The following is a 21761-nucleotide window of genomic DNA, read 5'->3' as shown; positions in this document are numbered from 1 at the left end:
AGGGGCGGGTTAAAATCACTCTGTGGCCCACAAAAAGAAACGCTTCCTTTACAACTACAAGTTAAAAGAAAAAGCCCGAAAGCTACGAAAAGAGCCGACCCCGGCGGAGCGAAAGCTCTGGCAGATGCTAAGAGGGCGACGGTTCTTAAGCATCAAGTTCCATCGCCAGATCCCCATTGGCCCTTATATTGTGGATTTCTGCGCTTTTAATCCCCGAGTGGTGATCGAGATAGACGGCGATAGCCATTATACTTCTGAAGCCAGGAAGGCAGACGAACACCGCGATCGTTATTTAATGAATCTTGGGTTTCGTGTCTTTCGGTTCACCAACCGAGAAGTCCTTGAGAACCTAGAGGGAGTGTTGGAGTACCTGGAGAAAAACATTTGAGACCACCTCCCAACCTCCCCCTATGAGGGGGAGGTGTAATTCCCCCCCCTTCAAAGGGGAAGAGTAATGACTCTCTTTGTTAAGGGTGGTTTAGGACGTCTCCCCCTTGCAACCCTTACTATTAAAACTTATAGTTATGACAGCCCGTTTTTTTCGGTGGAGAGGGTCCGTCTCCTCGAAGCGGGGCGCGTAGTTCGGCTTGATTTCATTAAATAATTTTGAAAGGAGGGGAGGCCATGGCGGAGAAAAAGGTGAAGCTTGCCATTGTGGGCGTCGGAAACTGTGCGAGCTCTCTTGTTCAGGGCATTTACTATTACAAGGAGAAGGGGTTGGACGCTATTAAAGGTGTGATGTTTCCCGAAATCGGGGGGTATCATCCCTGGGACGTAGAGGTGGTGGCGGCCTGGGATGTGGACGCCCGCAAGGTGGGCAAGGACGTCGCCGAGGCCATCTTTTCTCCTCCTAACTGCACCACCGTATTTTACCCGGATGTGCCGAAGACGGGCGTCAAGGTGCGCAAGGGGAAGACCCTTGACGGCTGTGCCAGTCACATGAAGGACTATCCCGAGGGGCGGACCTTCGTGCTCTCAGACGAAAAGGAGGACGATCTTGAAGATGTGGTGGCGGTGCTCAAAGACACCGGAGCAGACGTTCTCATCAACTACGTGCCGGTGGGTTCGGAAGAGGCTGCCCGATTTTATGCCGAGGCCTGCCTGCGGGCCGGAGTGGCCTTTGTAAACGCCATGCCAACCTTCATCGTCTCTGATAAGGAATGGGGTGAGCGCTTTACCAAGGAGGGTATTCCGGCGGTGGGAGACGACATCAAGTCCCAGGTAGGCGCTACCATCGTGCACCGTACCCTAGCTCAACTCATGATCGACCGGGGTGTACCCATCAAGCGGACCTATCAGCTCAACTTCGGCGGAAACACGGATTTCCTCAACATGTTGGCCCGCGAACGGCTTAAGACCAAAAAGGTTTCCAAGACCGAAGCAGTCTCAAGCCTGATCCCCTATGACCTTGGGGCGGAGAACATCCACATCGGCCCTTCGGACTATGTACCCTGGCTCAAGGACAACAAGATCGCTTACATTCGGCTCGAGGGCGAGCTCTTCGGGGGTGTCCCCATGTACATCGAGCTCAAGCTCAGTGTGGAAGACTCTCCTAATTCCGCGGGTTCGGCCATGGATGCCATCCGGTGTGCCAAGCTCGCCAAGGATCGTGGCATAGGTGGGCCGCTACTTTCCATTTCCGCCTACACTATGAAACATCCTCCGGAGCAGTATCCGGATTGGAAGGCCCGTCAGATGACCATCGAGTTCATCGAAGGCAAGCGTGAACGGTAAGGGAGGGAGGAATGTTTGATTTCTCCGAAAGATTGAAGAAGCTTCCCCCTTATCTTTTCGTGGAGCTCGATCGGCTAAAAGCCGAGGTTCAGGCCAAGGGCGTGGATGTGATAGACCTCGGGGTGGGGGACCCAGATCTCCCCACCCCGGAACACATCGTCGAGGCCGGGAAACGGGCCCTCGAGAAACCCGAAAACCACCACTATCCCTCGAGTGTAGGGATGATAGCCTTCCGGGAGGCGGTAGTCAGCTGGTTCAAGGCCCGTTTCGGGGTTGAACTTGATCCGGCAAGCGAGGTGGTCACCCTCATCGGTTCCAAAGAGGGGATTGCCCATTTCCCTCTGGCCTTTGTAAATCCGGGAGACGTGGTCCTAGTGCCCACTCCGGCCTATCCGGTCTATCACATCGGGACCCTCTTTGCCGGAGGCGAAACTTATTACCTGCCTCTTACGGCTGAAAACGACTTCAAGCCCGACCTCAAAAGTATTCCCGAAGATGTCCTTTCACGGGCTCGTATCCTTTGGATCAACTATCCCAATAATCCTACTACTGCGGTAGTCACCAAGGAGTGGTTTTCCGAGGTAGTGGCCTTTGCCAAGGAGCACAACCTCATCGTGGCCCATGACGCCGCCTATACCGAACTCTACTTTGACGGCTACGTGCCTCCGAGTATCCTCGAGGTCCCGGGAGCCAAGGAGGTGGCCATCGAGTTTCACAGCCTCTCCAAGACTTACTGCATGACCGGGTGGCGTATCGGATTTGCCGTTGGCAACCCCGAGTTGGTCAAGGGCCTTACAACAGTCAAGAACAACGTGGATTCCGGGTGCTTTCAGGCCATCCAAGAGGCCGGCATTGCGGCCCTAACCGGCTCGCAGGACTGTGTGGCCGAACATAGGCGGATCTTTGACGAGCGAAGGCAGGTGATGCTCGAAGGTTTAAAGAAACTAGGCTTCGAGGTTCATCCGCCGAAGGCCACTTTCTATCTCTGGGTGAAGGTGCCGGAGGGATACACCTCTGCCGACTTCTGTGCTAAGGTGCTCAAGGAGGCTGGGATCGTGGTTACTCCCGGAAACGGTTTTGGCGATCCGGGTGAGGGATATTTTCGCATCGCGCTTACGGTGGGCAAGGAGAGGCTTGAGGAGGCCCTCTCACGACTGGCTTCCCTAAGCCTTTAGCAAAAGCCTATCTTGGCCTAGGTTCGAACCTGGGGAACCGGGCCGAAAACTTGAAACGGGCCCTGGATCTCCTTTTTATGACGCCCGGGGTCTTTCCGCAGGTGATCTCCTCAGTCTATCTCACCGAACCGGTGGGGTTTACCTCAAATAACTGGTTCTATAACCTGGTGGTTTCGGTACTTACGTCCCTTTCGCCTTGGGAATTGGTAACCCGGGGGCTTGAAATCGAAATGCGCCTGGGTCGCGTGCGAAGCGGAGGCCTTTCCGATCGAGTGGTGGATCTAGATCTTCTTTTTTATGATGAGGAGGTTATTGATGAAAAGTGGGTGCGGGTGCCTCATCCGCGTCTCCACGAAAGGGCCTTTGTGTTGGCTCCGCTTGCCGAAATCGCTCCGGATCTGAGACATCCGATCCTCGGCCGGACCGTACAGGAACTCCTTCGGGGCCTCGATCCCGGCCAGGAGGTATGCTGTCTGGGTTCGCTTGGCCTTTCAATTGCCGGCCTCAAGGGTAAGGAGTAATTTTGGGAAAGACTCTAAGTGAGGATCGAGCTATGCGTAGAAAATTAGATCGTTATTTTACGGCGGTGATTAAAAGAGATGGAGATTGGTGGATAGGCTGGATATAGGAAATGCCAATGGTTGTGAGTTGCTGAGGGAGGGTGTTAAGCATTCTTGGTGGTGGAATCCGAAGCTAAATCGGAGATCAGTGGTCCCGCGGCATACGGAAATAAGTGATCAGTTGACTAGAAAGATCTGTAAAGATTTGGGTATACCTCCGGTGAAGTAAAATGATACGGCTGATACTGCTCCTCATCTTGGTACTTCTTGTCCTTTGGGCGGCCAAAGGCCTGATAAACGATCTCAAGGTCTTGTTCGGAAGAAAAGGGAGAGAGGAAAGGGTAACCCCCCTTTCCGACGAACTGGTCAAAGACCCGGTTTGCGGGGTTTACTGCGCCAAGCGTTCGTCTTATAAATTGAAATACAATAATAAAGTTTATCATTTCTGTAGCCCGCAATGTCGGGAAAAGTTCTTAAAGGAAGTGGGTTCTTCCTGATCTTTTGGGTTCTGACCCTTTCGGCCCAGGCGGATATTTATCGCTATGTGGATGAATCTGGGCGCCTCTATTTTACTAACGTTCCGCTGGGGTCGGGCTGGAAGCTCTATTTGCGAACACCGAAGACCAAAAAACAGCCTAACTCTAAGTGGGAAGCCCTTTTTGAGGAAGTGGGCCGGAGGCAGGGGCTTGATCCGGCGCTGCTCAAGGCCGTGGCCCGAGTGGAGTCCGACTTCAATCCTAGGGCGGTTTCTCATAAAGGGGCTTTGGGACTCATGCAGCTCATGCCGAAGACTGCAGAAATGGTAGGGGTTAAAAATCCCTTTGATCCCCGCGAGAACCTTGAGGGCGCGGCCCGGTTTCTCAAGAGACTCCTTCTTGAATTCGGAGATCTCAGGAAAGCTCTGGCAGCTTATCATGCTGGCCCGGAGGCGGTGAGGCGCTACGGAGATATTCCTCCCTATCCCGAGACCCGTAGATACGTGAACCAGGTTATTGAATACTTTAATCTATATCGTCGCTGAAACTCGCAAGATAGGCTTTCTTGTGTTAAGGTGAGAAGGACTCTCAGGAAGGAGGTTTTCTATGCCCAGGTGGAATCCGGAAAAAAAGCTCCTTGAGCATGTACACACTAAATTTTGGCGGCCTGAATTGAAGGACATCCCTGAACCTAATCTCATGAAAGAGATCTTTCCGTATACGGATGTTCCGTACATTGAATTCGATCATCGTTACGTGCCACCGGATCCGGCCCGGGAGATCTGGATTACGGACACTACCTTCCGTGACGGCCAGCAGGCCCGGCCCCCTTACACCGTGGAACAGATCGTTGATATCTACAAATTCTTGCATAAACTCGGTGGTCCGAACGGCGTGGTGCGTCAGTGCGAGTTTTTCCTGTATACCCAGAAGGACCGGGAAGCGGTCGAAAAGTGCCTGGCCCTGGGATACCGCTATCCCGAGGTTACCGGCTGGATTCGGGCCAAGGCCGAGGACCTTAAACTGGTAAAGGAGATGGGTCTCAAGGAAACAGGCATCCTTACTTCCTGTTCTGATTACCACATCTTCCTCAAGCTCAAGAAGACTCGTCGCCAGGCCCTGGAGGATTACCTAGCCATTGTGAAGGAGGCCCTATCGCTGGGTATTACTCCCCGGTGTCATTTCGAAGACATTACCCGGGCCGACATTTTCGGTTTTGTGATTCCCTTTGCCATCGAACTCATGAAACTTCGGGAAGAGTCCGGGATTGACATCAAGATCAGGCTTTGCGATACCCTAGGGTTGGGGGTGCCCTTCCCGGAAGCCGCTCTTCCGAGGAGTGTGCCGAAGCTGGTAAGGGCCTTCATTGAGGAGGCTGGAGTTCCTGGAGAACTCCTTGAATGGCACGGACACAACGACTTCTACAAGGCCGTGATCAACCCCACCACGGCCTGGCTTTACGGCTGTGCGGCTGTGAACTGTGCCCTCCTGGGCTTCGGTGAGCGTACCGGGAACACCCCGCTTGAGGCCATGATTTTCGAATACATCGCCCTTCGTGGGACCCACAACGGAGTTGACACTACCGTGATTACCGATATTGCAGACTACTATCGAGAGGTTCTAGGCGAGAAGATACCGCCTAACCAGCCTTTGGTAGGCTCGGAGTTTAATGCGACCCGGGCCGGTATTCACATTGACGGTATCCTCAAGAACGAGGAGATCTACAACCCCTTTGACACCAAGAAGCTCCTCAAGCGTCCCATCGGGATCATCATCACCGACAAGAGCGGGACCGCCGGCATCGCCTACTGGATCAACACTCACTTCCACCTCAAGGGCGACCGCCAGATAGACAAGCGTCATCCGGGGGTGGCCAAGATCTACAAGCAGATCATCAAGCAGTACGAGGCTGGGCGCATCACTTCTATCTCGAACGAGGAGATGATGCATCTCGTTCGAAAGTACATACCGGAACTTTTCGTCTCCGACCTCGACCGCATGAAGGCCAGGGCCGAGCGCTTGCTTTCTTCGCTGGCCGAAGAGCTTGCCGAAAGGCCCGAAATCTGCTCCATGGATCCGGATAAGATCGTCCCGGTCCTACGGGAGTTTCTCGAAGAACATCCTTATATTCAATTCATCTATGTGGTGAACAATGAGGGACGACGCCTGACGCCTCTCATCACCCATGTGGAGGACCGCGGGCGTTATGAGCATCTCCTGAAAGATGAAGACTACTCGGATCGTCCCTGGTTTATCGAGCCCTTCCGGACTGGCAAGGTCTACGTCTCAGATTTCTATACCTCCAAAGTTACCGGGGCCCTCTGTCTTACGGTTTCGGCGCCCATTCGGGATCGATATGAGGAGATCATAGGCATCTTAGGGATGGACATCCGCTTTAAGGAACTCATGCGCATGGAGGAGGAAGACGAGGAAGGGACCGCTTGAGCTTGCGGCCGAAAAACGACATCACCTTCCTGGGGGCCGGTTCACCAATCCCTGGTTTGAAGGTGAGGGACCGGCCCTCAAGGATATTTTGAAATGGAAGGCCTCCCGTCTGGTTGAAAGACGATTTCCTCGCCGTTTCTCTATTCCGGTAAAGAAGCTGGAGTTCGATAAAATCGCAGGCCGAGAAGTCCTTTGTTTTCTAGGCCACAATACAGTCTGGTTGAGTCTAAAGGGCAAGTCCATCCTCTTCGATCCCATATTCGGGACCATTGGGGGCGTGATGAGGCGCCGTATCCCTGCGCCTATCCTTCCCGAGGAATTACCTCCGGTAGATCTGGTTTTGGTTTCCCACGCTCACCGGGATCACCTAGATCTGCCCAGCCTAAAAAGACTACCCGGCTCTCCTCGGATTGTTTTGCCACTCGGAGCCGGCCGTTACTTGCGCGGAAATGGAAGCCTTGAGCTTGACTGGCTCTCCGAGAGCTTGATCTCCGGGGTTCGGGTGGTCTCGCTCCCGGTTCAGCACTGGGCCCAGCGGGGCCTTTTCGACTACAACACCAGCCTCTGGACAGGCTATTTGGTGGAGATAGATGGTTTACGGCTCTTTTTTGGAGGAGATACCGGCTACTTTGAAGGTTTTAAGGAGATTGGCGAGGAGTTTGGGCCTTTTGACCTCGCTCTTCTACCTTGTGGGGCCTACGAGCCTAGATCTCTAATGGCCCCCTTCCACATGAACCCTGAAGAGGCTGTGCAAGCGGCCTTGGACCTAAAGGCTCGGCTTGCGATACCCATACACTGGGGGGCCTACCTTTTGGGAGACGAGCCTCCCCACGAACCTCCTCAACGATTTCTTGAAGAGGCTCGAAGCCGTGGTCTTCCCGCAAGGGTGCTTTATCCCGGAGATTTCTTCGAGCCTTAGCTCGGGTTTTTGATGTGGAATTTGTATTCCGTAAGCGACATTTCGTTTTCCGGGCTGAGCTCTAGCTCGAAGTGGTAAGTCTTCTCGAGCTCACTCAAAAAATCCATCTCTTCGGTGAAAAATTCCGCAAGCTCGGGGTTCAGACGTATTTCCAGGATTTTTCCCCGTATGTGGGGCCCCATACGTTCAATCCGCCGGAGGATCTCGTAACAGATGGTGCGCCGGCTCTTTGTTCGGCCCTCGCCTCCGCAGTGGGGACACCTTTCCAGAAAGACTTCGTAAAGAGATTCCCGTCGACGTTCACGGGTCATCTCAAGTAATCCGAAATCGGAGATGGGTTTGACGGCGGTCTTAGCTCGATCTCGCTTCAAGGCTTCTTTGAGAACCTGATAGACTTCCTCCCGGTGTTCAGGGTTTTCCATGTCTATGAAGTCGATCACGATGAGACCGCCGATGTTTCGAAGTCTCAACTGATAGGCAATCTCGCGGGCGGCTTCAAGGTTGGTCTTGAAGACCGTTTCTTCAAGGTCTTTCCGGCCTACGTAACGGCCAGTGTTCACGTCGATGGCCGTAAAGGCCTCACAGGGCTCTATCACGATGAAGCCCCCGGATTTGAGCCAGACCTTCGGCGAAAGCAACCTTTTCGGGTCCACCTCAAGACCGTAGGTTTCAAAGAGGCCTCGGGGGCCTTCGTGCAATCTTACGCAACCCTTGAGGTGGGGGGCGGCCCGGGAGAGAAAGGAGAGGATCTTTTCGTACTCCTCCCGGTCGTCTATGACCACCGAGGAGACTTCCCGGGTAAGGAGGTCTCGGACGGCCCGAAGACTGGCATCGAGGTCTTCGTACACCAAGGCCGGGGCCTTGGTCTTTTCTGCCCGGGCCGAGATTTCTTCCCATAAGGAAAGAAGGAAGTCCATTTCCGGACGGATTTCTTCGGCAGTGGCTCCCTCGGCCGCGGTGCGTACGATCCAACCTGTGCCTTCCGGACGCAATTCCTCCACCATCATCCGCAGACGTTCCCTTTCGGTCTCGTCCTTTATCTTGCGGGAGACCCCGATATGGCCCATGTAGGGTAAATAGACCAGATAATGGCCCGGAAGGGTGATGTTAGTAGAAAGTCGAGCTCCTTTGCTCCCTACGGGTTCCTTTATGACCTGAACCAGTATTTCTTGCCCCTCCTTCAGCACCTCGCAGAGGGCCTTTTCTGGAACCACTCCGGCTTCTCCGAAAAGTTCTTCGCTCTCAAGCACCGGCAAGAAGTCTCCACCGTAAAGAAAGGCTGTACGGGAAAGCCCTACCTCCACGAAGGCGGCCTTCATGCCCGGAAGCACTCGCACCACTCGGCCCTTGTAGATATTGCCCACCACCCCCTTTTCTTTTGGACGCTCTACATGGAATTCCACCACCTGTCCTTCTTCCACCAGGGCTACCCGGGTTTCATAGGGGGCGTAGTTGATGAGGAGTTCGGCCATGGCTAGAGTTTCTCCACGAATTTTTCCACCAGCCGGGTAAGTCGGGCTTCAGCGGCTTTGGCCTGGGCAATGACCTCCTCAAGGAGGATGGGTTGAAAGTTGTCCGGATCGTTGACGTTGGCAATGACCGAAAGACCGAGAACCTCTATTCCAGCGTGTACGGCCACGATGACCTCAGGTACGGTGGACATGCCCACGGCGTCCGCTCCTATCATTCTGAGGAATCGGGTTTCGGCCGGAGTCTCTAGACTCGGTCCCGGTACGGCCACATAGATCCCTTCCCGGATTTCTTCTCCTAGGTCCTGGGCGCAGGCCTTAAAGAGCTCGCGCAGCCTCGAACTGTAGGCCTCCGAGAGATCCGGAAAACGAGGCCCCCATTCGTCACGATTGGGACCGCGCAGGGGGTTATCGGGGATGAGGTTTATGTGATCACGGATAAGCATCAGGTCTCCGGGTCTGAAGGCCAGATTGAGACCTCCGGCGGCGTTGGAAACGATGAGGATTTTGACCCCAAGGAGGCTCATCACCCGCAGGGGCAAAGTGATCTCCTTGGTAGAATACCCTTCGTAGTAATGAAAACGACCGCGGAAGGCCGCTACGCTTTTCCCTGCCAGATGTCCTACCACTAGCTCTCCGGCATGGCTTTCGACAGTTGAGACCGGAAAATGCGGAATCTCGCGATAGGGAATGACCACCTCGGGCACAACTTTTTCCCCTACGCCTGAAAGACCAGTCCCGAGAATGAGCAAGATCTCGGGGATAAAGGGAAGTCTTTCTTCAAGAAAACTCCTGGCGGTCTCCACCCGCTCAAAATAGTCTTTAGCCATGCTGCTCCCTCCATAGATTTCGAAGACTCTCGGTGAGTTCTGGACTTATGCTCTTGAAGTGGATATCCCTTTGCGGGAAAGGAATCTCGATGCCGGCCTCGACAAGGGCCCGGTGAATGGCGTAATAGTAATCGCTTTTGATACCGGTAAGGGCCCTCTGAGTCTGGGACTGTCTTATCCAAACCACCAGGGCGAACTCTAAACTGCTATCTCCGAAACCGATGAACCATACCCTTATAGGATGCTCAGAGTCCTCTTCGGTAAGAGGCACCTTGCGAGCGGCCTCCGTGACCACCTTCTTGACCTTTTCGGGGTCGCTTCCGTAAGCCACCCCGAAAGGAATATGGATCCTCCTCCAGTCGTCTCCATAGGTCCAGGTGGAGATACGTTTGGAGATGAACTCCGAGTTTGGTACGATCAGGTCCTGACCGTCGAAGGTACGGATGATGGTGGAGCGGATGTTTATCTCCTTTACTATTCCTAGAGTACCATCTTCCAGTTCCACCAGGTCGTCTACCTTTAGGCTCCGTTCTCCTAAAAGGATCAGCCCGGAGATGAAGTTGTTAGCGATGGTTTGAAGCCCGAAACCGATACCCACTCCAAAGGCTCCTAGAAGGAAACCAATTTGGGTGAGGTTTATGCCAATAGTAGAAAGGGCTACCAGAACGAGAAGCACCAGGAAGAAGTAATAAAACAAGGTCACTGTAGAATTTAGGGCCCCAGGGGGAAGGGTAAGCTTCCCGGACAAAAAGCGTTGGAGCCTCCTCCGAAAGAATCTGAGGGCTATGATCCCTAATATCAGGATGAGGCCAAATTTGAGGAGGGCAAAGAGGGTAATCTTTACCCCTCCTATTTCAATAAGTGAAAAATAGAGCCCTTTTTTGAAAAGAGACAGCGTTTCCATCTTAACGGCCTTTAAGATTTGCTGTAATCTTACCAGAAGATTACCGGAAAGGGGTCCTTTAATGAAGGTCTTGCGATTTAGATGGCAGAACAAGGAAGCCTGGGGCCGGATTGAGGGTGAAAAAATCTTTCCCCTTCCAGGACATGAGGCCACCTTTGGGGGGAATACCGAACTTTCCATCAAGGAGGTTCAGGTCCTTCCGCCTACCCTACCCACGAAGATCGTGGCCGTGGGTCTCAATTATCGGGATCATGCCGAAGAGCTTGGGATGGCCCTTCCGGAGGCCCCACTGATATTTTTAAAACCCCCCTCAGCGGTGATCGGCCCGGAGGACAACATAGTGCTTCCTCAAGGGGTAGGGCGGGTGGATTACGAGGCGGAGCTGGCGGTGGTGATAGGCAAAACCGCCCGCAAGGTTCCTCCCGAGAAGGCCAGGGAATACATCCTGGGTTATACCTGTTTCAACGACGTCACCGCCCGGGATCTCCAAAAGAAAGACGGTCAATGGACCCGGGCCAAGAGTTTTGATACCTTTGCCCCTATCGGCCCATGGATCGAGACCGATCTTGACCCCTCGGATCTTCGAGTTAGGGCCTACGTGAATGGTGAGCTGCGCCAGGATTCTTCCACCACCAACCTTATTTTTCCGGTCCCCGAGTTAGTGAGTTTCATCTCATACGTGATGACCCTCTATCCTGGGGACGTGATCGCCACTGGTACTCCGCCTGGCGTAGGACCCCTTGCCCCGGGAGATGTAGTGGAAGTGGAGGTGGAGGGCGTGGGCCGGCTGGTAAACTTTGTGAGAGGGGAGTAAATTAAAAATTATTTGCCTTCTACCGTAACTTGGAAACGGTTTGTTTTAAACTGGAAAACTGCAAAATGGAGTTTAATTTCAAAAACGTTTTCTATGGAGGCTGATGGTGGAAGGCCGGATCGTAGCTCTGTCAGTAAGTCGTAAAAAAGGCGTTCCCAAGGAAAACGTACCCGAGGTGCGCATCGTTGAAGGTTATGGAGTGGAGGGCGATGCCCATGGGGGAGACTGGCATCGACAGGTGAGTTTCCTGGACACCGCCACCCTGGAGTGTATGCGCGAGCTTGTTGGCCGGGAGATTCGTCCTGGAGAGCTTGCCGAAAACGTAACCGTGGACCTAGACCTTTCCGAGGTGGAACTCGGTGATCGGATCGCCGCCGGAGAATGCCTTTTCGAGGTCACTCAGATCGGCAAGAAGTGTCACACTGGTTGCGCCATCTTTCAGCGCGTCGGCCGCTGTGAAATGCGCAACCGTGGAATTTTTACCAAGGTCCTCCGGGGCGGCACCCTGCGCGTAGGAGACCCGGTAAAGGTAATCAAAGGAGAAAACTAATGACCGGTCATCCCGAAACCAAACCCTTCGTTCCGAGGCTCGTCGCTTGGGAGCTTACCCGGTCGTGTAATCTGGACTGTGTGCACTGTCGAGCGGCGGCCTCCCGTGGGCCGTATGAAGGCGAACTTTCCACCGAGGAGTGTCTTCGGATTCTTGAAGAAATCGCCGAGGTAGGCAAACCCATCATTATTCTCACCGGGGGGGAACCCTTGCTGCGGGATGATCTGTTGACGCTTGCTGAAAAGGCCAAAAATCTGGGGTTCCGTCCGGTATTGGCCACCAACGGCACACTTCTTACGGAAGAGTTGGCCCGCAGGCTAAAGGAAGCTGGGATTGCCCGGGCTAGCATAAGCCTCGATGGGGCCAGCCCTGAGGCCCATGACGATTTTCGCAAAATGCCCGGAGCCTTTGAGGGGGCCCTGCGTGGCATAGAGATTCTTAAGAAGGTGGGTATTCCCTTCCAGATCAACACTACGGTTACGGCCAAGAACCTAGAGGAATTGCCTAAGGTGCATGAACTGGCCAAGAAATTAGGGGCCGTGGCCCATCATATCTTTCTGCTGGTGCCGGTGGGCCGGGGTAAGGAGCTAGCGGAAGAGAGCCTTCCGGCCGAAGTCTATGAGAAGACCTTGCACTGGTTCTACGACCAGAGAGAACGGGCCGGTCTCCATCTCAAGGCCACCTGTGCCCCGCACTATTATCGCATCTTGCGGGAGCGGGCCCGGGCCGAAGGCAAAACCGTTGACATGGAGACCTTCGGGCTGGATGCTGTGACTCGGGGATGTCTAGCCGGAACGGGCTTTTGTTTCATCTCCCATAAGGGAACTGTTCAGCCTTGTGGATACCTTGAGCTTAATTGTGGATCCCTTCGAGAGAAGTCTTTCCCGGAGATCTGGTGGGGTTCGGAAGTCTTCCAAAACTTGCGGAATTTTAAAGATTATAAAGGTAAATGTGGGCGCTGTGAATACGTCAGGGTCTGTGGCGGATGTCGGGCTCGAGCCTATGAGGCCACCGGGGATTATCTTGAGGCCGAACCCCTATGCACCTACGAGCCCCGAAAGCCGGCCTAAAAGACAAGTACCTTCTCAAGAACAAACTGGATGCCGGCCTCGAGCAACCTCTCCTCGTCCTCTAAGTCTTTAGAGGTTAGCTTTTCTGGTAGCTTGATCTCCTCAGCGTCAATCATTTCCCGGAAACGGGGGAGGTCGTAACAGGCGATGTAGATAAGATCAAGTTGATCTGCGGTAAGGGGTGTTTCGGCGTGTTGTTGTCTTTTGGTCACTACCTTTCCGAAAAGGTCGTTGAAATAATGATAGTTCGGAAGCCCCTGTTCTTCGAGGTAGTCTTTTACTTTAATGGGTCTTTTCTCGTAATGCCCCTTACACTGGGTCTCTCGGATAATGCGGTAGATTTCCTGTCGCTCTCCGGTTTCGGGGTCTTCTCGTAAGAAACGGGCCAGAGGATAGATACGGCAGGCCGAGGGCCGATCCGCATAGACCGAACAGCCTTCCGGCCTAAGAAAGGGGCAGGCGAAATCGTGGGGATTCATCTTTATGGCCACAATCGGAAGCTGAGTGACTTCTCCAATATATACTTCTCCATATTTCTCCACGAATTCTTCCGGAGAAAGCTCCAGGGCGCGCCTCAACCGCAAAAAGTCATAGGGGGAAAGCACCAGATGGACATCGTAACAGCACTTGTTGAAACAAGGGACCCCTGGATGACAGGCAAATACGATCTCATCTTCCAGGCTAAATTCCCTGGGATCGAATACCGGTTCTTCCACGCTTCCTCTCCTTAAGGTTTTGAGCTAAAATACCTGAAAATCCAGTTTGAGGGAAGTTTCTTGAAACGAAGAAATCCTCTTTGGAACCTGGTCTTCATTGTTATTTTGATTATGGCCTTTCTCTGGGCCAGGTATTCCAAAGAGAGGGGACATAGGGTCCTTCTGGCAGAATTTACGATGACTTCACCTTCTAAGCAGTCCATCGGTAGAGTAAGCTTCTTTTCCAAGGATCATCAAGACAAGATCATCCAGATCCAGCTTTCCGAGAGGCTTAAGGAGGAAGTTTATGTGATTCTTTATTATCGGGAAGGGATTGGATGGATGGCGGGCAAGCTTTCGGGAACGGTTTTCGTGCGCTCGCTTGGTCCATCGTTTACTCTGGAGAAAGTTTCCTCCGTGATCCTTAGAGGAGTAAAATCGGGTTTGGTATATGGAGAGGCCGTGATCAACTCATCTCAAAAGGGGTAGTCTATGTCTAGGAGAAGAAAGAAACACGGTTTCCACACTAAGTTTATTTTCATAACCGGAGGTGTACTTTCATCCTTGGGTAAGGGTTTGGCTTCGGCCTCTATCGGGGCCTTGCTTGAGGCCCGGGGGTTGAGGGTCACCTTCCAGAAACTCGACCCCTATATCAACGTAGATCCCGGGACCATGAATCCCTTCCAGCACGGGGAGGTCTATGTTACCGACGACGGGGCCGAGACCGACCTGGATTTGGGCCATTATGAACGTTTTACTTCCGCTCGCATGGGGCGCAGGAATAACTACACCTCCGGTAGTATATATTATTCCGTGATCACCAAGGAGAGACGAGGAGATTATCTAGGGGGTACGGTTCAGATCATCCCCCATGTGACCGACGAGATCAAGGCCGCCATCGTACAACTAGCCGGAAGCGACGTGGATGTGGCCATTATTGAGATCGGGGGTACGGTGGGCGATATTGAAAGCCTGCCCTTCCTTGAGGCCATAAGACAGTTGCGATACGACCTAGGGCGAGAGAATACCCTTTATATCCATCTTACCTTTGTGCCTTACATCAAGGCCGCCGGAGAGCTTAAGACCAAGCCTACCCAGCACAGTGTAAAAGAGCTTCGGGCCATCGGCATTCAGCCGGACATTCTTCTCTGCCGTACGGAACGTTTTTTGCCTCCGGAGGTCAAAAAGAAAATCGCTCTGTTTTGTAACGTGGAAGAGGACGCGGTTATTACTGCCAAGGATGTGGACTGTATTTACGAGATCCCCCTTATTTTCCATCAGGAGGGTTTAGATGAGAAGGTTCTCGAGTTTTTGAACATCTGGACTCGGGAGCCGGATCTTAAATCCTGGGAGGAGCTGGTCAAGAAGTATAAAAACCCTCAGGACGAAGTCACCATTGCTGTGGTGGGTAAATACGTGGACCTCAAAGATTCTTATAAATCTTTACACGAAGCCCTGGTCCATGGAGGACTGGCCAACGAGTCCAAGGTAAATATCCTCTATGTGAGTGCCGACGAGCTCACACCTGATAATGTAGCCGAAAAACTCGCCGAAGCTCATGGCGTTCTGGTTCCCGGTGGTTTTGGTTATCGGGGAGCAGAGGGCAAGATGGAGGCCATTCGTTACGCCAGAGAAAATGGTGTACCCTTTTTCGGGATTTGTCTGGGCATGCAGCTTGCGGTGGTAGAATTCGCTCGGAACGTGGCCGGACTTTCCGGGGCCAACTCCACGGAGTTCGATCCCGATACTCCGCATCCGGTTATCTATCTCATGCGGGAATGGTTCAATTATCGGACCCAAAGGGTGGAGATTCGGGACGAAAAGTGTGATAAGGGTGGCACCATGCGCCTTGGGGCCTATCCCTGTCGGTTGGTGCCTGGGACTATTTCTCACCGGGCCTACAATCAGGAAGAGGTCTTCGAGAGACATCGGCACCGTTACGAGTTCAACAATCAGTATCGAGAGATACTCACCGATAAAGGTCTAAAGATTGCCGGCCTTTCCCCGGATGGAGAGCTAGTAGAGATCGTCGAGTTGGAAGACCACCCCTGGTTTGTGGGATGTCAGTTTCATCCCGAATTCCGTTCCCGACCTATGGAGCCACATCCCCTTTTTGCTTCCTTTATAGCCGCGGCTTTGGAGCGTAAACGGACCTAGGATGGAGATCTCCTGGGAAGAGGGGCGGTATCTACTCGAAAATATCATTAAAGACTACGGTCTCCCTCTTAGGGTAGAGACCTTTTGGGATCGGTTATGGATCTATTTGAGGGCCCTTGCGGAGAGGGCGGAGGAACTTAATCTTACCGCGGTCAAAACCATTCGCGAACGGTTGTGCTCCCAGGTCTTCGAGGCCCTGGTCATGGCCTCAAGACTCCCTTCGGGGGCCTTTCCCTTGGCCGATCTAGGCACCGGAGGGGGCATCCCAGGCCTGATTCTCAAACTCGCGCGCCCTGAAGTCGAGGTTACCTTATATGAGGCCTACCCGCCGCGCGTAGCTTTTTTAAAGGAAGTGATCCGAGAGCTTTCTCTGGCGGGCATCTGCGCGGAAGTGTTACACTTGGGCAAGAGCTGGCCGGATAGGCGGTTTCCGGTAGTGGTGGCCCGAGGATACGGTTCGGTGCAAAAGTTCACCAAACATGCTAAAAGGCTCTTATCCTCGCCGGGGGTGGCCTTTTACCTCTGGCGAAACGACGCGGAACCATGGGGTGGAGATCTCTGCCTTCCTCTTTTGGAACGGGTCGAGTTTGAGCTTCCTCAAAGCCAAGACCTGCGCACTCTTCTCTGTTTTAGAAGCTCTTAAAGCGGGTTTTACCCTTGAAAAAGCCGATGTTTTGTGGTCTTTTTGGGGAGAGGAATCCTAGGAGGTCACTTTATGGGTGGAAGAAGTCGAAAGTCTGTTTTGCGACAAAAGCTAGCTAAGTACTATCGCGAAAGGGAAAATCCTCTGGCCTTGATGTCTCTACAGGAGACCCTGATAAAGCAACATCAGGATCGGTTGGAGTTATTGCAGCAAAATTTAGCTTATCTTCAGGCTCAAGAAGCTCCTGACGCTGAAGAAGGCCGGATTTCGCGTCTTACTATTCGTAAATTTTCCAGCGAGCCGGATAAGAAGTTCCTTAACCGGGCCTTTTATGAGGCCCTTTATCCCCTTACGCTGGAATACCGTTATATGCCCCTTCACGCTATTTTTCTTTGGTATTTGCAGGCTTTGGAGATGGTCTACGGGGAAAAGCTAAACAAGACCCATTTCAATCGTTTGCAAAAATGGATTCTCAGATGGCTCACCCTGAGGACCCCTGAAGAAGAGATGAATCTCAAAAGTGAGATCATCACCTGGATCCTCAATCGTTTTGCCTAGAGCCGGAAAGGGCCCGGTTCTTTATCTCGTTGATGGAACTTCTTTTATATACCGGGCCCACTATGCCGTAAAAGAATATCTTTCGACTTCTTGGGGGCTTCCGACTAAAGCGATTTTCGTCTTTACACGTATGCTTCTTAAGGTCCTCAAGGAATTTCAGCCAGAGTATCTGGCTCTATGTCTGGATGAGAAGGCCCCCACTTTTCGCCACGAGGCCTACCGGGAATACAAGGCCACCCGGCCCCCCATGCCCGAAGATCTAGCGGTCCAACTTCCATATATTCGAGAGGTGGCCGAGGCTCTAGGTCTTTCGCTTCTAAGCGTTCCCGGTTATGAGGCCGATGACCTCATCGCCACCTTGGCCACTAAATTTTTAAATCCTATTATCATCATCGCCGGTGATCGGGATCTCTTGGCCCTGGTAAGTGAACGGGTCTACATCTGGGATCCCATGCGCGAAAAGGTGATCGATCCTCAGACAGTCGTGAAACGTTATGGTCTTCCGCCGGAAAAGATCCCGGAGCTGAGGGCCCTTGTCGGAGACCCCAGTGACAACATCCCCGGGGTGAAGGGTATCGGTGAGAAGACCGCGGCCAAACTCATTAAGAGTTTCGGTTCCGTGGAAGCTCTCTATCAGCGTCTTTCGGAGGTGACGCCTCCTCGTATTCGCAAGCTTCTTGAGGAAGGTCGAGAAGCGGCTTTTCTCTCCCGCAAACTGATCGAACTAGAGACTTCGGCTCCGGTGCCTGCGGATCTTGAGGCCTATCGTATTCGGGAACCAGACTTAAACAAATTGAGGGCCATCTTTCGTAAACTGGAATTCAAGAAACTCCTGACGGAGTTGCCCCCGGAGCGGGAGATCCCTGCCGAAAAACTCCTTGAGGCCAAAGAACTTCCCGCCGAAGTCCGGAAGGTAGAAAGGGTAGCCTTTTTCGCCTTTAAAACTCCCGATCTCTTCGGAAAGGTACGGATACAGGTCCTGGGGGTGGCCACTCCGGAGAAGGCCTTTTACCTGCCCGAAGAGGCCCTTTCAGAGATTAAGAACTTCCTATCTCAGGATGGTCCGAAGGTAAAGATCTTTTACGATCTCAAGGAGGTCTATCACCTTTTGGGGGAAGAATTTTCCCCTTCTGGGGAACTCTTTGATGTCAAACTTGCGGCTTGGCTTCTCGAACCCGTAAAGAAGACCTATGAACTTGAAGCTCTATCCGAGGAATACCTTGGAGTAAGGCTTTCTACCAAACTTACTGGTTCTGGAGCCGCCGAAAGGGCTTACGTACTTCAGGAACTATACCGGGAATTACGACCAGCTTTGACTCAATCCGGACTCGAAAAACTGTATTTTGAAGTGGAGGTTCCCCTGGCCAGGATCCTTTACAAGATGGAAAGATTTGGAGTTAAGGTCGATCTTGCATATTTGCGAAAGCTTTCTCAGAGATTCAAAGAAGAGATCAAGACCATTGAAGAAGAGATCTTCCGACTTGCCGGGGAACCTTTCAATCTTCGTTCCGGGCGAGAATTAGCCCGCATCCTTTTCGAAAAATTGAAGCTCCCCCGGAAAAAGAAGACCCCCAAAGGTACAGGTTATTCCACCGATATGGAGGTTTTGTCAGAACTTGCGAGGCTTCATCCCCTCCCAGAAAGGGTTCTTCGCTATCGTACGCTTTACAAGCTCCTTTCTACCTATATAGAACCCTTGCCGCGCCTAGTAGATCCTGCCACCGGTAGGGTGCACACCACCTTTCATCAGACGGGAACTGCCACCGGTCGTCTCTCCTCTTCCGATCCCAACCTTCAGAATATCCCGATAAAAGGTGAAGAGGGGGAGGCCATAAGAAGGGCCTTTGTGGCTGAGGAGAGCTGGTTACTGCTTTCGGCTGACTATTCACAGATTGAACTAAGATTGCTCGCGCATTTTTCCGGAGACGAAAACCTGAAGGAGGCCTTTCTGGAGGGCCGGGATATTCATGCCGCTACTGCGGCCGAGATCTTTGGTGTCCGAGAAGAAGAAGTGACTCCGGAGATGAGGCGGTTGGCTAAGGTCATAAACTTTGGTATTGCCTATGGTATGAGTCCCTATGGTCTTTCTAAGGAACTCGACATTGATTACAAGCAAGCCCAGGCCTTTATCGATCGCTACTTTGAGCGTTATCCCGGAGTCAAGGCTTATATGGAAGGGATGATCGAGGAAGCCCGGGATAAGGGTTACGTGACCACCCTTCTCGGTAGGCGTCGTCCCATTCCGGACATCAGAAGTCGCGAAAGAGCGGTGAGGGAATTTGCCGAACGCACGGCCATTAATACTCCTATACAGGGCTCCGGCGCAGATTTAATCAAATTGGCTATGCTTCGTATAGATCGTAGCCTTTCGGTCGGGGGCTTTAGGACTAGGCTTATCCTTCAGGTTCACGACGAACTCCTTTTCGAGGTCCCGGAGGAAGAGATTGAAGAGGTTGTGGCGATCATCCGAAAGGATATGGAGGAGGTGTATCCTTTAAGTGTGCCCCTTAAGGTTAACCTGTCTTGGGGTAAAACTTGGGCGGAGGCTAAGGCCTAATGTGGGAACCCTGGGAAGGAGGCTACGAGGTCAATCGCGATCCGCTCTATATTGAAGCTCTTTTGAAGGAGGTCAAGGAGGCCGCCTACTGGGTAATCTTCGTAAGCGGGACCTTTCGGTCCGGACCCACTCTTCTTCTACATATTACCGACGAGCAATTGATTTTTGACTATCCCCGGCCCTGGCTACCTGGCCTTGCCTCGGCTAGGGTTATTTATCGGGATGCTAGTAATATTGAACACTTCTTTCGGGTGGAGATTATTAGAGAATCTAAGAAAGATAAGTACATTTATACCACTAAACCCAAGGCCGTTTATCGTCTGGAAAGGAGAATGTACTATCGTGTGCCTACCCCTCCGGGTTCTAAGGCCTCATTCAAGTGGAGAGAGGAAGAACTTTTGGGAGAGGTCAGGGATATTAGTGCCGGGGGATTGGCGATTATAAAACCCAACCAGAAGGTCCCCGAAAGAGAGATCCTAACCGAGGGGCGTTTGGATTTGCTACTCTCTGCCACCCGAAGGTTTGGTTCTATCGAGATTCCCAAAGCCGAGGTGGTGAGATGTCAGAATAGTCCAGACGGTGTGCTCTTAGGGATCAAATTTCACATCAACGATAAAAACAGGGAAGAGATCATTCGTTATGTGATTCAGCGTGAGATTGAGATGCGAAAAGCGAAAAGTCGGGAGTGATCTCAGACGGTAAACTTGAAACTGCCCTTGCCTAGAATATCATGGAGATGGAGGATGCCTACTAGATGCCCTTCGACGTCCACTACCGGGAGCACCGTGATAAGATGTTTTTCCATGAGATCCAGGGCCTCGGAGGCCAAACGGTCCTTTTCTATCTTTTTGGGATCACGGGTCATGACCTCATCCACGGTAAGGCCTTCAACTTTTCCGTGTCTTACCAGGGCCCGTCTGAGATCTCCGTCGGTGATTATGCCCCGGAGTCTTCTTTGAGGATCTAGGATCAATATACAGCCCAGACGCTTTCGATCCATTTCCAGTAATGCTTCTTGAAGGGGTGTCCCCTCACTAGTAAGTGGGAGCCGTTCTCCGGTAAGCATGATCTCCGCTACCCGTACTTTGAGTCTTTCTCCAAGGGATCCCCCCGGGTGATTGCGGCGGAAGTCCTCGGGGCCAAAACCTCGGGCCTCAGCTAAAGCCACCGCTAAAGCGTCCCCTACCGCTAAGGTGGCGGTAGTACTTGCGGTGGGAGCCAGATCATGGGGACAGGCTTCCCGGGGGACTCCGACATCGATAACTACATCCGAGAGTCGGGCCAATGGAGAGGCAAGATTACCCGTGAGCGCAATGATCTTCACGCCCCGTCGTTTGAGAACCGAGGCGATGAGGTTGACCTCTTCGGTCTTTCCAGAGTTGGAGAGGGCTAGGAGTACGTCGTCTCTAGTGACCATACCCAAGTCACCATGAAGGGCCTCGGCCGGATGTAGAAAGAAGGAAGGGGTTCCGGTGGAGGAGAAGGTGGCCGAAATTTTGCGTCCGATTAGACCGCTTTTTCCCAGCCCGGTAACCACCACCCGACCGCGGGTGGAAAGAATGAGCTCAACCGCGGCCTCGAACGAGGCCCCAAGCTTCCTTTCTACGGCCTCAAGGCCCTCTATTTCTGTTCTTAAAACCCTTCGGGCTATTTCCAAAGTTTGCATGATCCTATCAATATACCCTAGAAATATGCCTTGACATCCCGGGATTCCTCATTACTCTACTGAAAAAAAATTGCAATAAGTTGTCATGGAAAAACTTCAAACTTCCGAGCTAGATATTTTTAGAAACTTTATAAAAAAGAAAGGTTTACGTTATACTCCAGAGCGGGAGATAATATTGCGAGAGATTTTCAATATTCATGACCACTTCGATGTGGACGAACTCTATCTCAGGCTCCGAAACAAGGGGCACCGGATCTCCAAGGCCTCCATTTATCGAACGATTCCTCTACTCATTGAATGTGGGTTAGTGCAGGAGGTTTATCACGAAGACGGGCACATGCACTATGAGCACATTTATGGGCACGAACCCCATGCCCATTTCCGGTGTCTTTCCTGTCGAAGGGTTGAGGAGTTTCGGGATGAGAGGCTCGAAGAGGTGTCCCGGGAATATGCGGAAAAATACGGGATCGAGGTGAAGATGAGTCGTTTCGAGATCCTGGGTTACTGCGCAAACTGCAAGGGTAAGGAGGAGGGCTAAA

General features: G+C 52.5%; 23 protein-coding genes and 1 pseudogene. 19 read left to right on the top strand and 5 right to left on the bottom strand.

Features of this window, described 5'->3' with window-relative positions; translation table 11 throughout:
* Positions 1–22: 22 nt before the first annotated feature.
* The 9 genes and pseudogenes from TDIS_RS06425 to TDIS_RS06390 all read left to right on the top strand — a co-directional run bounded on the left by TDIS_RS06425 (position 23) and on the right by TDIS_RS06390 (position 7309).
* Positions 23–388 (top strand): endonuclease domain-containing protein, encoded by a 366-nt coding sequence (locus tag TDIS_RS06425; protein ID WP_068670507.1) that lies wholly within the window; start codon positions 23–25, stop codon positions 386–388.
* Positions 389–624: 236 nt separating this feature from the next.
* Positions 625–1734, top strand: coding sequence for an inositol-3-phosphate synthase (locus tag TDIS_RS06420; protein ID WP_068670505.1), 1110 nt, complete (start codon positions 625–627; stop codon positions 1732–1734).
* Positions 1735–1745: 11 nt separating this feature from the next.
* Positions 1746–2909, top strand: a complete 1164-nt coding sequence (locus TDIS_RS06415) for an LL-diaminopimelate aminotransferase (protein WP_068670503.1) — start codon at positions 1746–1748, stop codon at positions 2907–2909.
* 17 nt (positions 2910–2926) lie between these two features.
* Positions 2927–3430 (top strand): annotated as a pseudogene (gene folK, locus TDIS_RS06410) (2-amino-4-hydroxy-6-hydroxymethyldihydropteridine diphosphokinase); the annotation flags it as partial.
* A gap of 88 nt (positions 3431–3518) precedes the next feature.
* Entirely contained in the window at positions 3519–3698 is a 180-nt protein-coding gene (locus TDIS_RS11565; RefSeq protein ID WP_425263982.1) for a type II toxin-antitoxin system HicA family toxin, read from the top strand.
* Position 3699: 1 nt separating this feature from the next.
* Positions 3700–3966 (top strand): YHS domain-containing protein, encoded by a 267-nt coding sequence (locus tag TDIS_RS06405; protein ID WP_068670500.1) that lies wholly within the window; start codon positions 3700–3702, stop codon positions 3964–3966.
* Positions 3927–4490, top strand: coding sequence for a lytic transglycosylase domain-containing protein (locus TDIS_RS06400; RefSeq protein ID WP_068670498.1), 564 nt, complete (start codon positions 3927–3929; stop codon positions 4488–4490). The genes TDIS_RS06405 and TDIS_RS06400 overlap by 40 nt, the downstream gene beginning before the upstream one ends.
* A 61-nt stretch (positions 4491–4551) precedes the next feature.
* A complete protein-coding gene (locus tag TDIS_RS06395; protein WP_068670496.1) occupies positions 4552–6390 on the top strand; it encodes a triose-phosphate isomerase in 1839 nt (612 codons plus the stop codon).
* Between the two features lie 88 nt (positions 6391–6478).
* The gene (locus TDIS_RS06390) at positions 6479–7309 is read left to right on the top strand and encodes an MBL fold metallo-hydrolase (protein ID WP_161939492.1); all 831 of its coding nucleotides are present in this window, start codon (positions 6479–6481) and stop codon (positions 7307–7309) included.
* Here the strand turns inward: TDIS_RS06390 and TDIS_RS06385 are convergent.
* From TDIS_RS06385 to TDIS_RS06375, 3 genes are read right to left on the bottom strand one after another with little or no spacing between them, the layout of a single operon-like run.
* Positions 7306–8781: an Rne/Rng family ribonuclease gene (locus tag TDIS_RS06385; RefSeq protein WP_068670492.1), complete on the bottom strand. Its 1476-nt coding sequence runs from the start codon at positions 8779–8781 to the stop codon at positions 7306–7308. The genes TDIS_RS06390 and TDIS_RS06385 overlap by 4 nt on opposite strands.
* A gap of 2 nt (positions 8782–8783) precedes the next feature.
* A complete protein-coding gene (locus tag TDIS_RS06380; RefSeq protein WP_068670490.1) occupies positions 8784–9608 on the bottom strand; it encodes a purine-nucleoside phosphorylase in 825 nt (274 codons plus the stop codon).
* Positions 9601–10512: a mechanosensitive ion channel family protein gene (locus TDIS_RS06375; protein WP_084271004.1), complete on the bottom strand. Its 912-nt coding sequence runs from the start codon at positions 10510–10512 to the stop codon at positions 9601–9603. The genes TDIS_RS06380 and TDIS_RS06375 overlap by 8 nt, the downstream gene beginning before the upstream one ends.
* Before the next feature lie 61 nt (positions 10513–10573).
* On the opposite strand from TDIS_RS06375, the gene TDIS_RS06370 reads away from it, so the two are divergent.
* The 3 genes from TDIS_RS06370 to ahbD all read left to right on the top strand — a co-directional run bounded on the left by TDIS_RS06370 (position 10574) and on the right by ahbD (position 12946).
* On the top strand, positions 10574–11326 hold the full coding sequence (locus tag TDIS_RS06370) for a fumarylacetoacetate hydrolase family protein (RefSeq protein WP_068670488.1): 753 nt from the start codon (positions 10574–10576) through the stop codon (positions 11324–11326).
* Between the two features lie 103 nt (positions 11327–11429).
* Positions 11430–11876 (top strand): MOSC domain-containing protein, encoded by a 447-nt coding sequence (locus tag TDIS_RS06365; RefSeq protein WP_068670486.1) that lies wholly within the window; start codon positions 11430–11432, stop codon positions 11874–11876.
* Entirely contained in the window at positions 11876–12946 is a 1071-nt protein-coding gene (gene ahbD / locus TDIS_RS06360) for a heme b synthase (RefSeq protein WP_068670484.1), read from the top strand. Before TDIS_RS06365 ends, ahbD begins: the two co-directional genes overlap by 1 nt.
* Here ahbD and TDIS_RS06355 read toward each other — a convergent pair.
* A complete protein-coding gene (locus TDIS_RS06355; RefSeq protein ID WP_068670482.1) occupies positions 12943–13662 on the bottom strand; it encodes a YkgJ family cysteine cluster protein in 720 nt (239 codons plus the stop codon). The genes ahbD and TDIS_RS06355 overlap by 4 nt on opposite strands.
* Positions 13663–13722: 60 nt before the next feature.
* Here TDIS_RS06355 and TDIS_RS06350 point away from each other — a divergent pair, with 60 nt between their 5' ends.
* The 6 genes from TDIS_RS06350 to TDIS_RS06325 all read left to right on the top strand — a co-directional run bounded on the left by TDIS_RS06350 (position 13723) and on the right by TDIS_RS06325 (position 20245).
* Positions 13723–14130 carry a hypothetical protein gene (locus TDIS_RS06350; protein WP_068670480.1) on the top strand — a complete coding sequence of 136 codons (408 nt, stop codon included), beginning with the start codon at positions 13723–13725 and terminating at the stop codon, positions 14128–14130.
* Positions 14131–14133: 3 nt separating this feature from the next.
* On the top strand, positions 14134–15798 hold the full coding sequence (locus tag TDIS_RS06345) for a CTP synthase (RefSeq protein WP_068670478.1): 1665 nt from the start codon (positions 14134–14136) through the stop codon (positions 15796–15798).
* 1 nt (position 15799) lies between these two features.
* Entirely contained in the window at positions 15800–16441 is a 642-nt protein-coding gene (locus tag TDIS_RS06340) for a 16S rRNA (guanine(527)-N(7))-methyltransferase RsmG (RefSeq protein WP_068670476.1), read from the top strand.
* 72 nt (positions 16442–16513) lie between these two features.
* Positions 16514–16999, top strand: a complete 486-nt coding sequence (locus TDIS_RS06335; RefSeq protein ID WP_068670470.1) for a hypothetical protein — start codon at positions 16514–16516, stop codon at positions 16997–16999.
* Positions 16992–19556 (top strand): DNA polymerase I, encoded by a 2565-nt coding sequence (gene polA, locus TDIS_RS06330; RefSeq protein WP_068670469.1) that lies wholly within the window; start codon positions 16992–16994, stop codon positions 19554–19556. The genes TDIS_RS06335 and polA overlap by 8 nt, the downstream gene beginning before the upstream one ends.
* Positions 19556–20245 carry a flagellar brake protein gene (locus TDIS_RS06325; RefSeq protein ID WP_068670468.1) on the top strand — a complete coding sequence of 230 codons (690 nt, stop codon included), beginning with the start codon at positions 19556–19558 and terminating at the stop codon, positions 20243–20245. Before polA ends, TDIS_RS06325 begins: the two co-directional genes overlap by 1 nt.
* A 2-nt stretch (positions 20246–20247) precedes the next feature.
* Here TDIS_RS06325 and TDIS_RS06320 read toward each other — a convergent pair whose 3' ends face one another.
* Positions 20248–21222 (bottom strand): KpsF/GutQ family sugar-phosphate isomerase, encoded by a 975-nt coding sequence (locus tag TDIS_RS06320; protein ID WP_068670467.1) that lies wholly within the window; start codon positions 21220–21222, stop codon positions 20248–20250.
* An 85-nt stretch (positions 21223–21307) separates the two neighbouring features.
* Between TDIS_RS06320 and TDIS_RS06315 the strand changes: the two genes are divergently transcribed.
* Complete coding sequence (locus tag TDIS_RS06315; protein WP_068670466.1) at positions 21308–21760, top strand: Fur family transcriptional regulator; 453 nt, start codon at positions 21308–21310, stop codon at positions 21758–21760.
* The last annotated feature ends 1 nt before the right edge of the window (position 21761 follow it).

Source organism: Thermosulfurimonas dismutans (genome assembly GCF_001652585.1).
Taxonomy (GTDB): domain Bacteria; phylum Desulfobacterota; class Thermodesulfobacteria; order Thermodesulfobacteriales; family Thermodesulfobacteriaceae; genus Thermosulfurimonas; species Thermosulfurimonas dismutans.
The sequence above is the reverse complement of the archived record's forward strand: the minus strand, read 5'-3'. Positions and strand labels throughout refer to the sequence as shown.

Excerpts from the sequence above, each read along its gene's own strand:
- TDIS_RS06420 (WP_068670505.1), top strand. The coding sequence starts at position 625 with ATGGCGGAGAAAAAGGTGAAGCTTGCCATTGTGGGCGTCGGAAACTGT.
- TDIS_RS06415 (WP_068670503.1), top strand. The coding sequence starts at position 1,746 with ATGTTTGATTTCTCCGAAAGATTGAAGAAGCTTCCCCCTTATCTTTTC.
- TDIS_RS06405 (WP_068670500.1), top strand. The coding sequence starts at position 3,700 with ATGATACGGCTGATACTGCTCCTCATCTTGGTACTTCTTGTCCTTTGG.
- TDIS_RS06400 (WP_068670498.1), top strand. The coding sequence starts at position 3,927 with ATGTCGGGAAAAGTTCTTAAAGGAAGTGGGTTCTTCCTGATCTTTTGG.
- TDIS_RS06395 (WP_068670496.1), top strand. The coding sequence starts at position 4,552 with ATGCCCAGGTGGAATCCGGAAAAAAAGCTCCTTGAGCATGTACACACT.
- TDIS_RS06385 (WP_068670492.1), bottom strand. The coding sequence starts at position 8,781 with ATGGCCGAACTCCTCATCAACTACGCCCCCTATGAAACCCGGGTAGCC.
- TDIS_RS06380 (WP_068670490.1), bottom strand. The coding sequence starts at position 9,608 with ATGGCTAAAGACTATTTTGAGCGGGTGGAGACCGCCAGGAGTTTTCTT.
- TDIS_RS06375 (WP_084271004.1), bottom strand. The coding sequence starts at position 10,512 with ATGGAAACGCTGTCTCTTTTCAAAAAAGGGCTCTATTTTTCACTTATT.
- TDIS_RS06370 (WP_068670488.1), top strand. The coding sequence starts at position 10,574 with ATGAAGGTCTTGCGATTTAGATGGCAGAACAAGGAAGCCTGGGGCCGG.
- TDIS_RS06365 (WP_068670486.1), top strand. The coding sequence starts at position 11,430 with ATGGTGGAAGGCCGGATCGTAGCTCTGTCAGTAAGTCGTAAAAAAGGC.
- ahbD (WP_068670484.1), top strand. The coding sequence starts at position 11,876 with ATGACCGGTCATCCCGAAACCAAACCCTTCGTTCCGAGGCTCGTCGCT.
- TDIS_RS06345 (WP_068670478.1), top strand. The coding sequence starts at position 14,134 with ATGTCTAGGAGAAGAAAGAAACACGGTTTCCACACTAAGTTTATTTTC.
- TDIS_RS06340 (WP_068670476.1), top strand. The coding sequence starts at position 15,800 with ATGGAGATCTCCTGGGAAGAGGGGCGGTATCTACTCGAAAATATCATT.
- TDIS_RS06335 (WP_068670470.1), top strand. The coding sequence starts at position 16,514 with ATGGGTGGAAGAAGTCGAAAGTCTGTTTTGCGACAAAAGCTAGCTAAG.
- TDIS_RS06325 (WP_068670468.1), top strand. The coding sequence starts at position 19,556 with ATGTGGGAACCCTGGGAAGGAGGCTACGAGGTCAATCGCGATCCGCTC.
- TDIS_RS06320 (WP_068670467.1), bottom strand. The coding sequence starts at position 21,222 with ATGCAAACTTTGGAAATAGCCCGAAGGGTTTTAAGAACAGAAATAGAG.
- TDIS_RS06315 (WP_068670466.1), top strand. The coding sequence starts at position 21,308 with ATGGAAAAACTTCAAACTTCCGAGCTAGATATTTTTAGAAACTTTATA.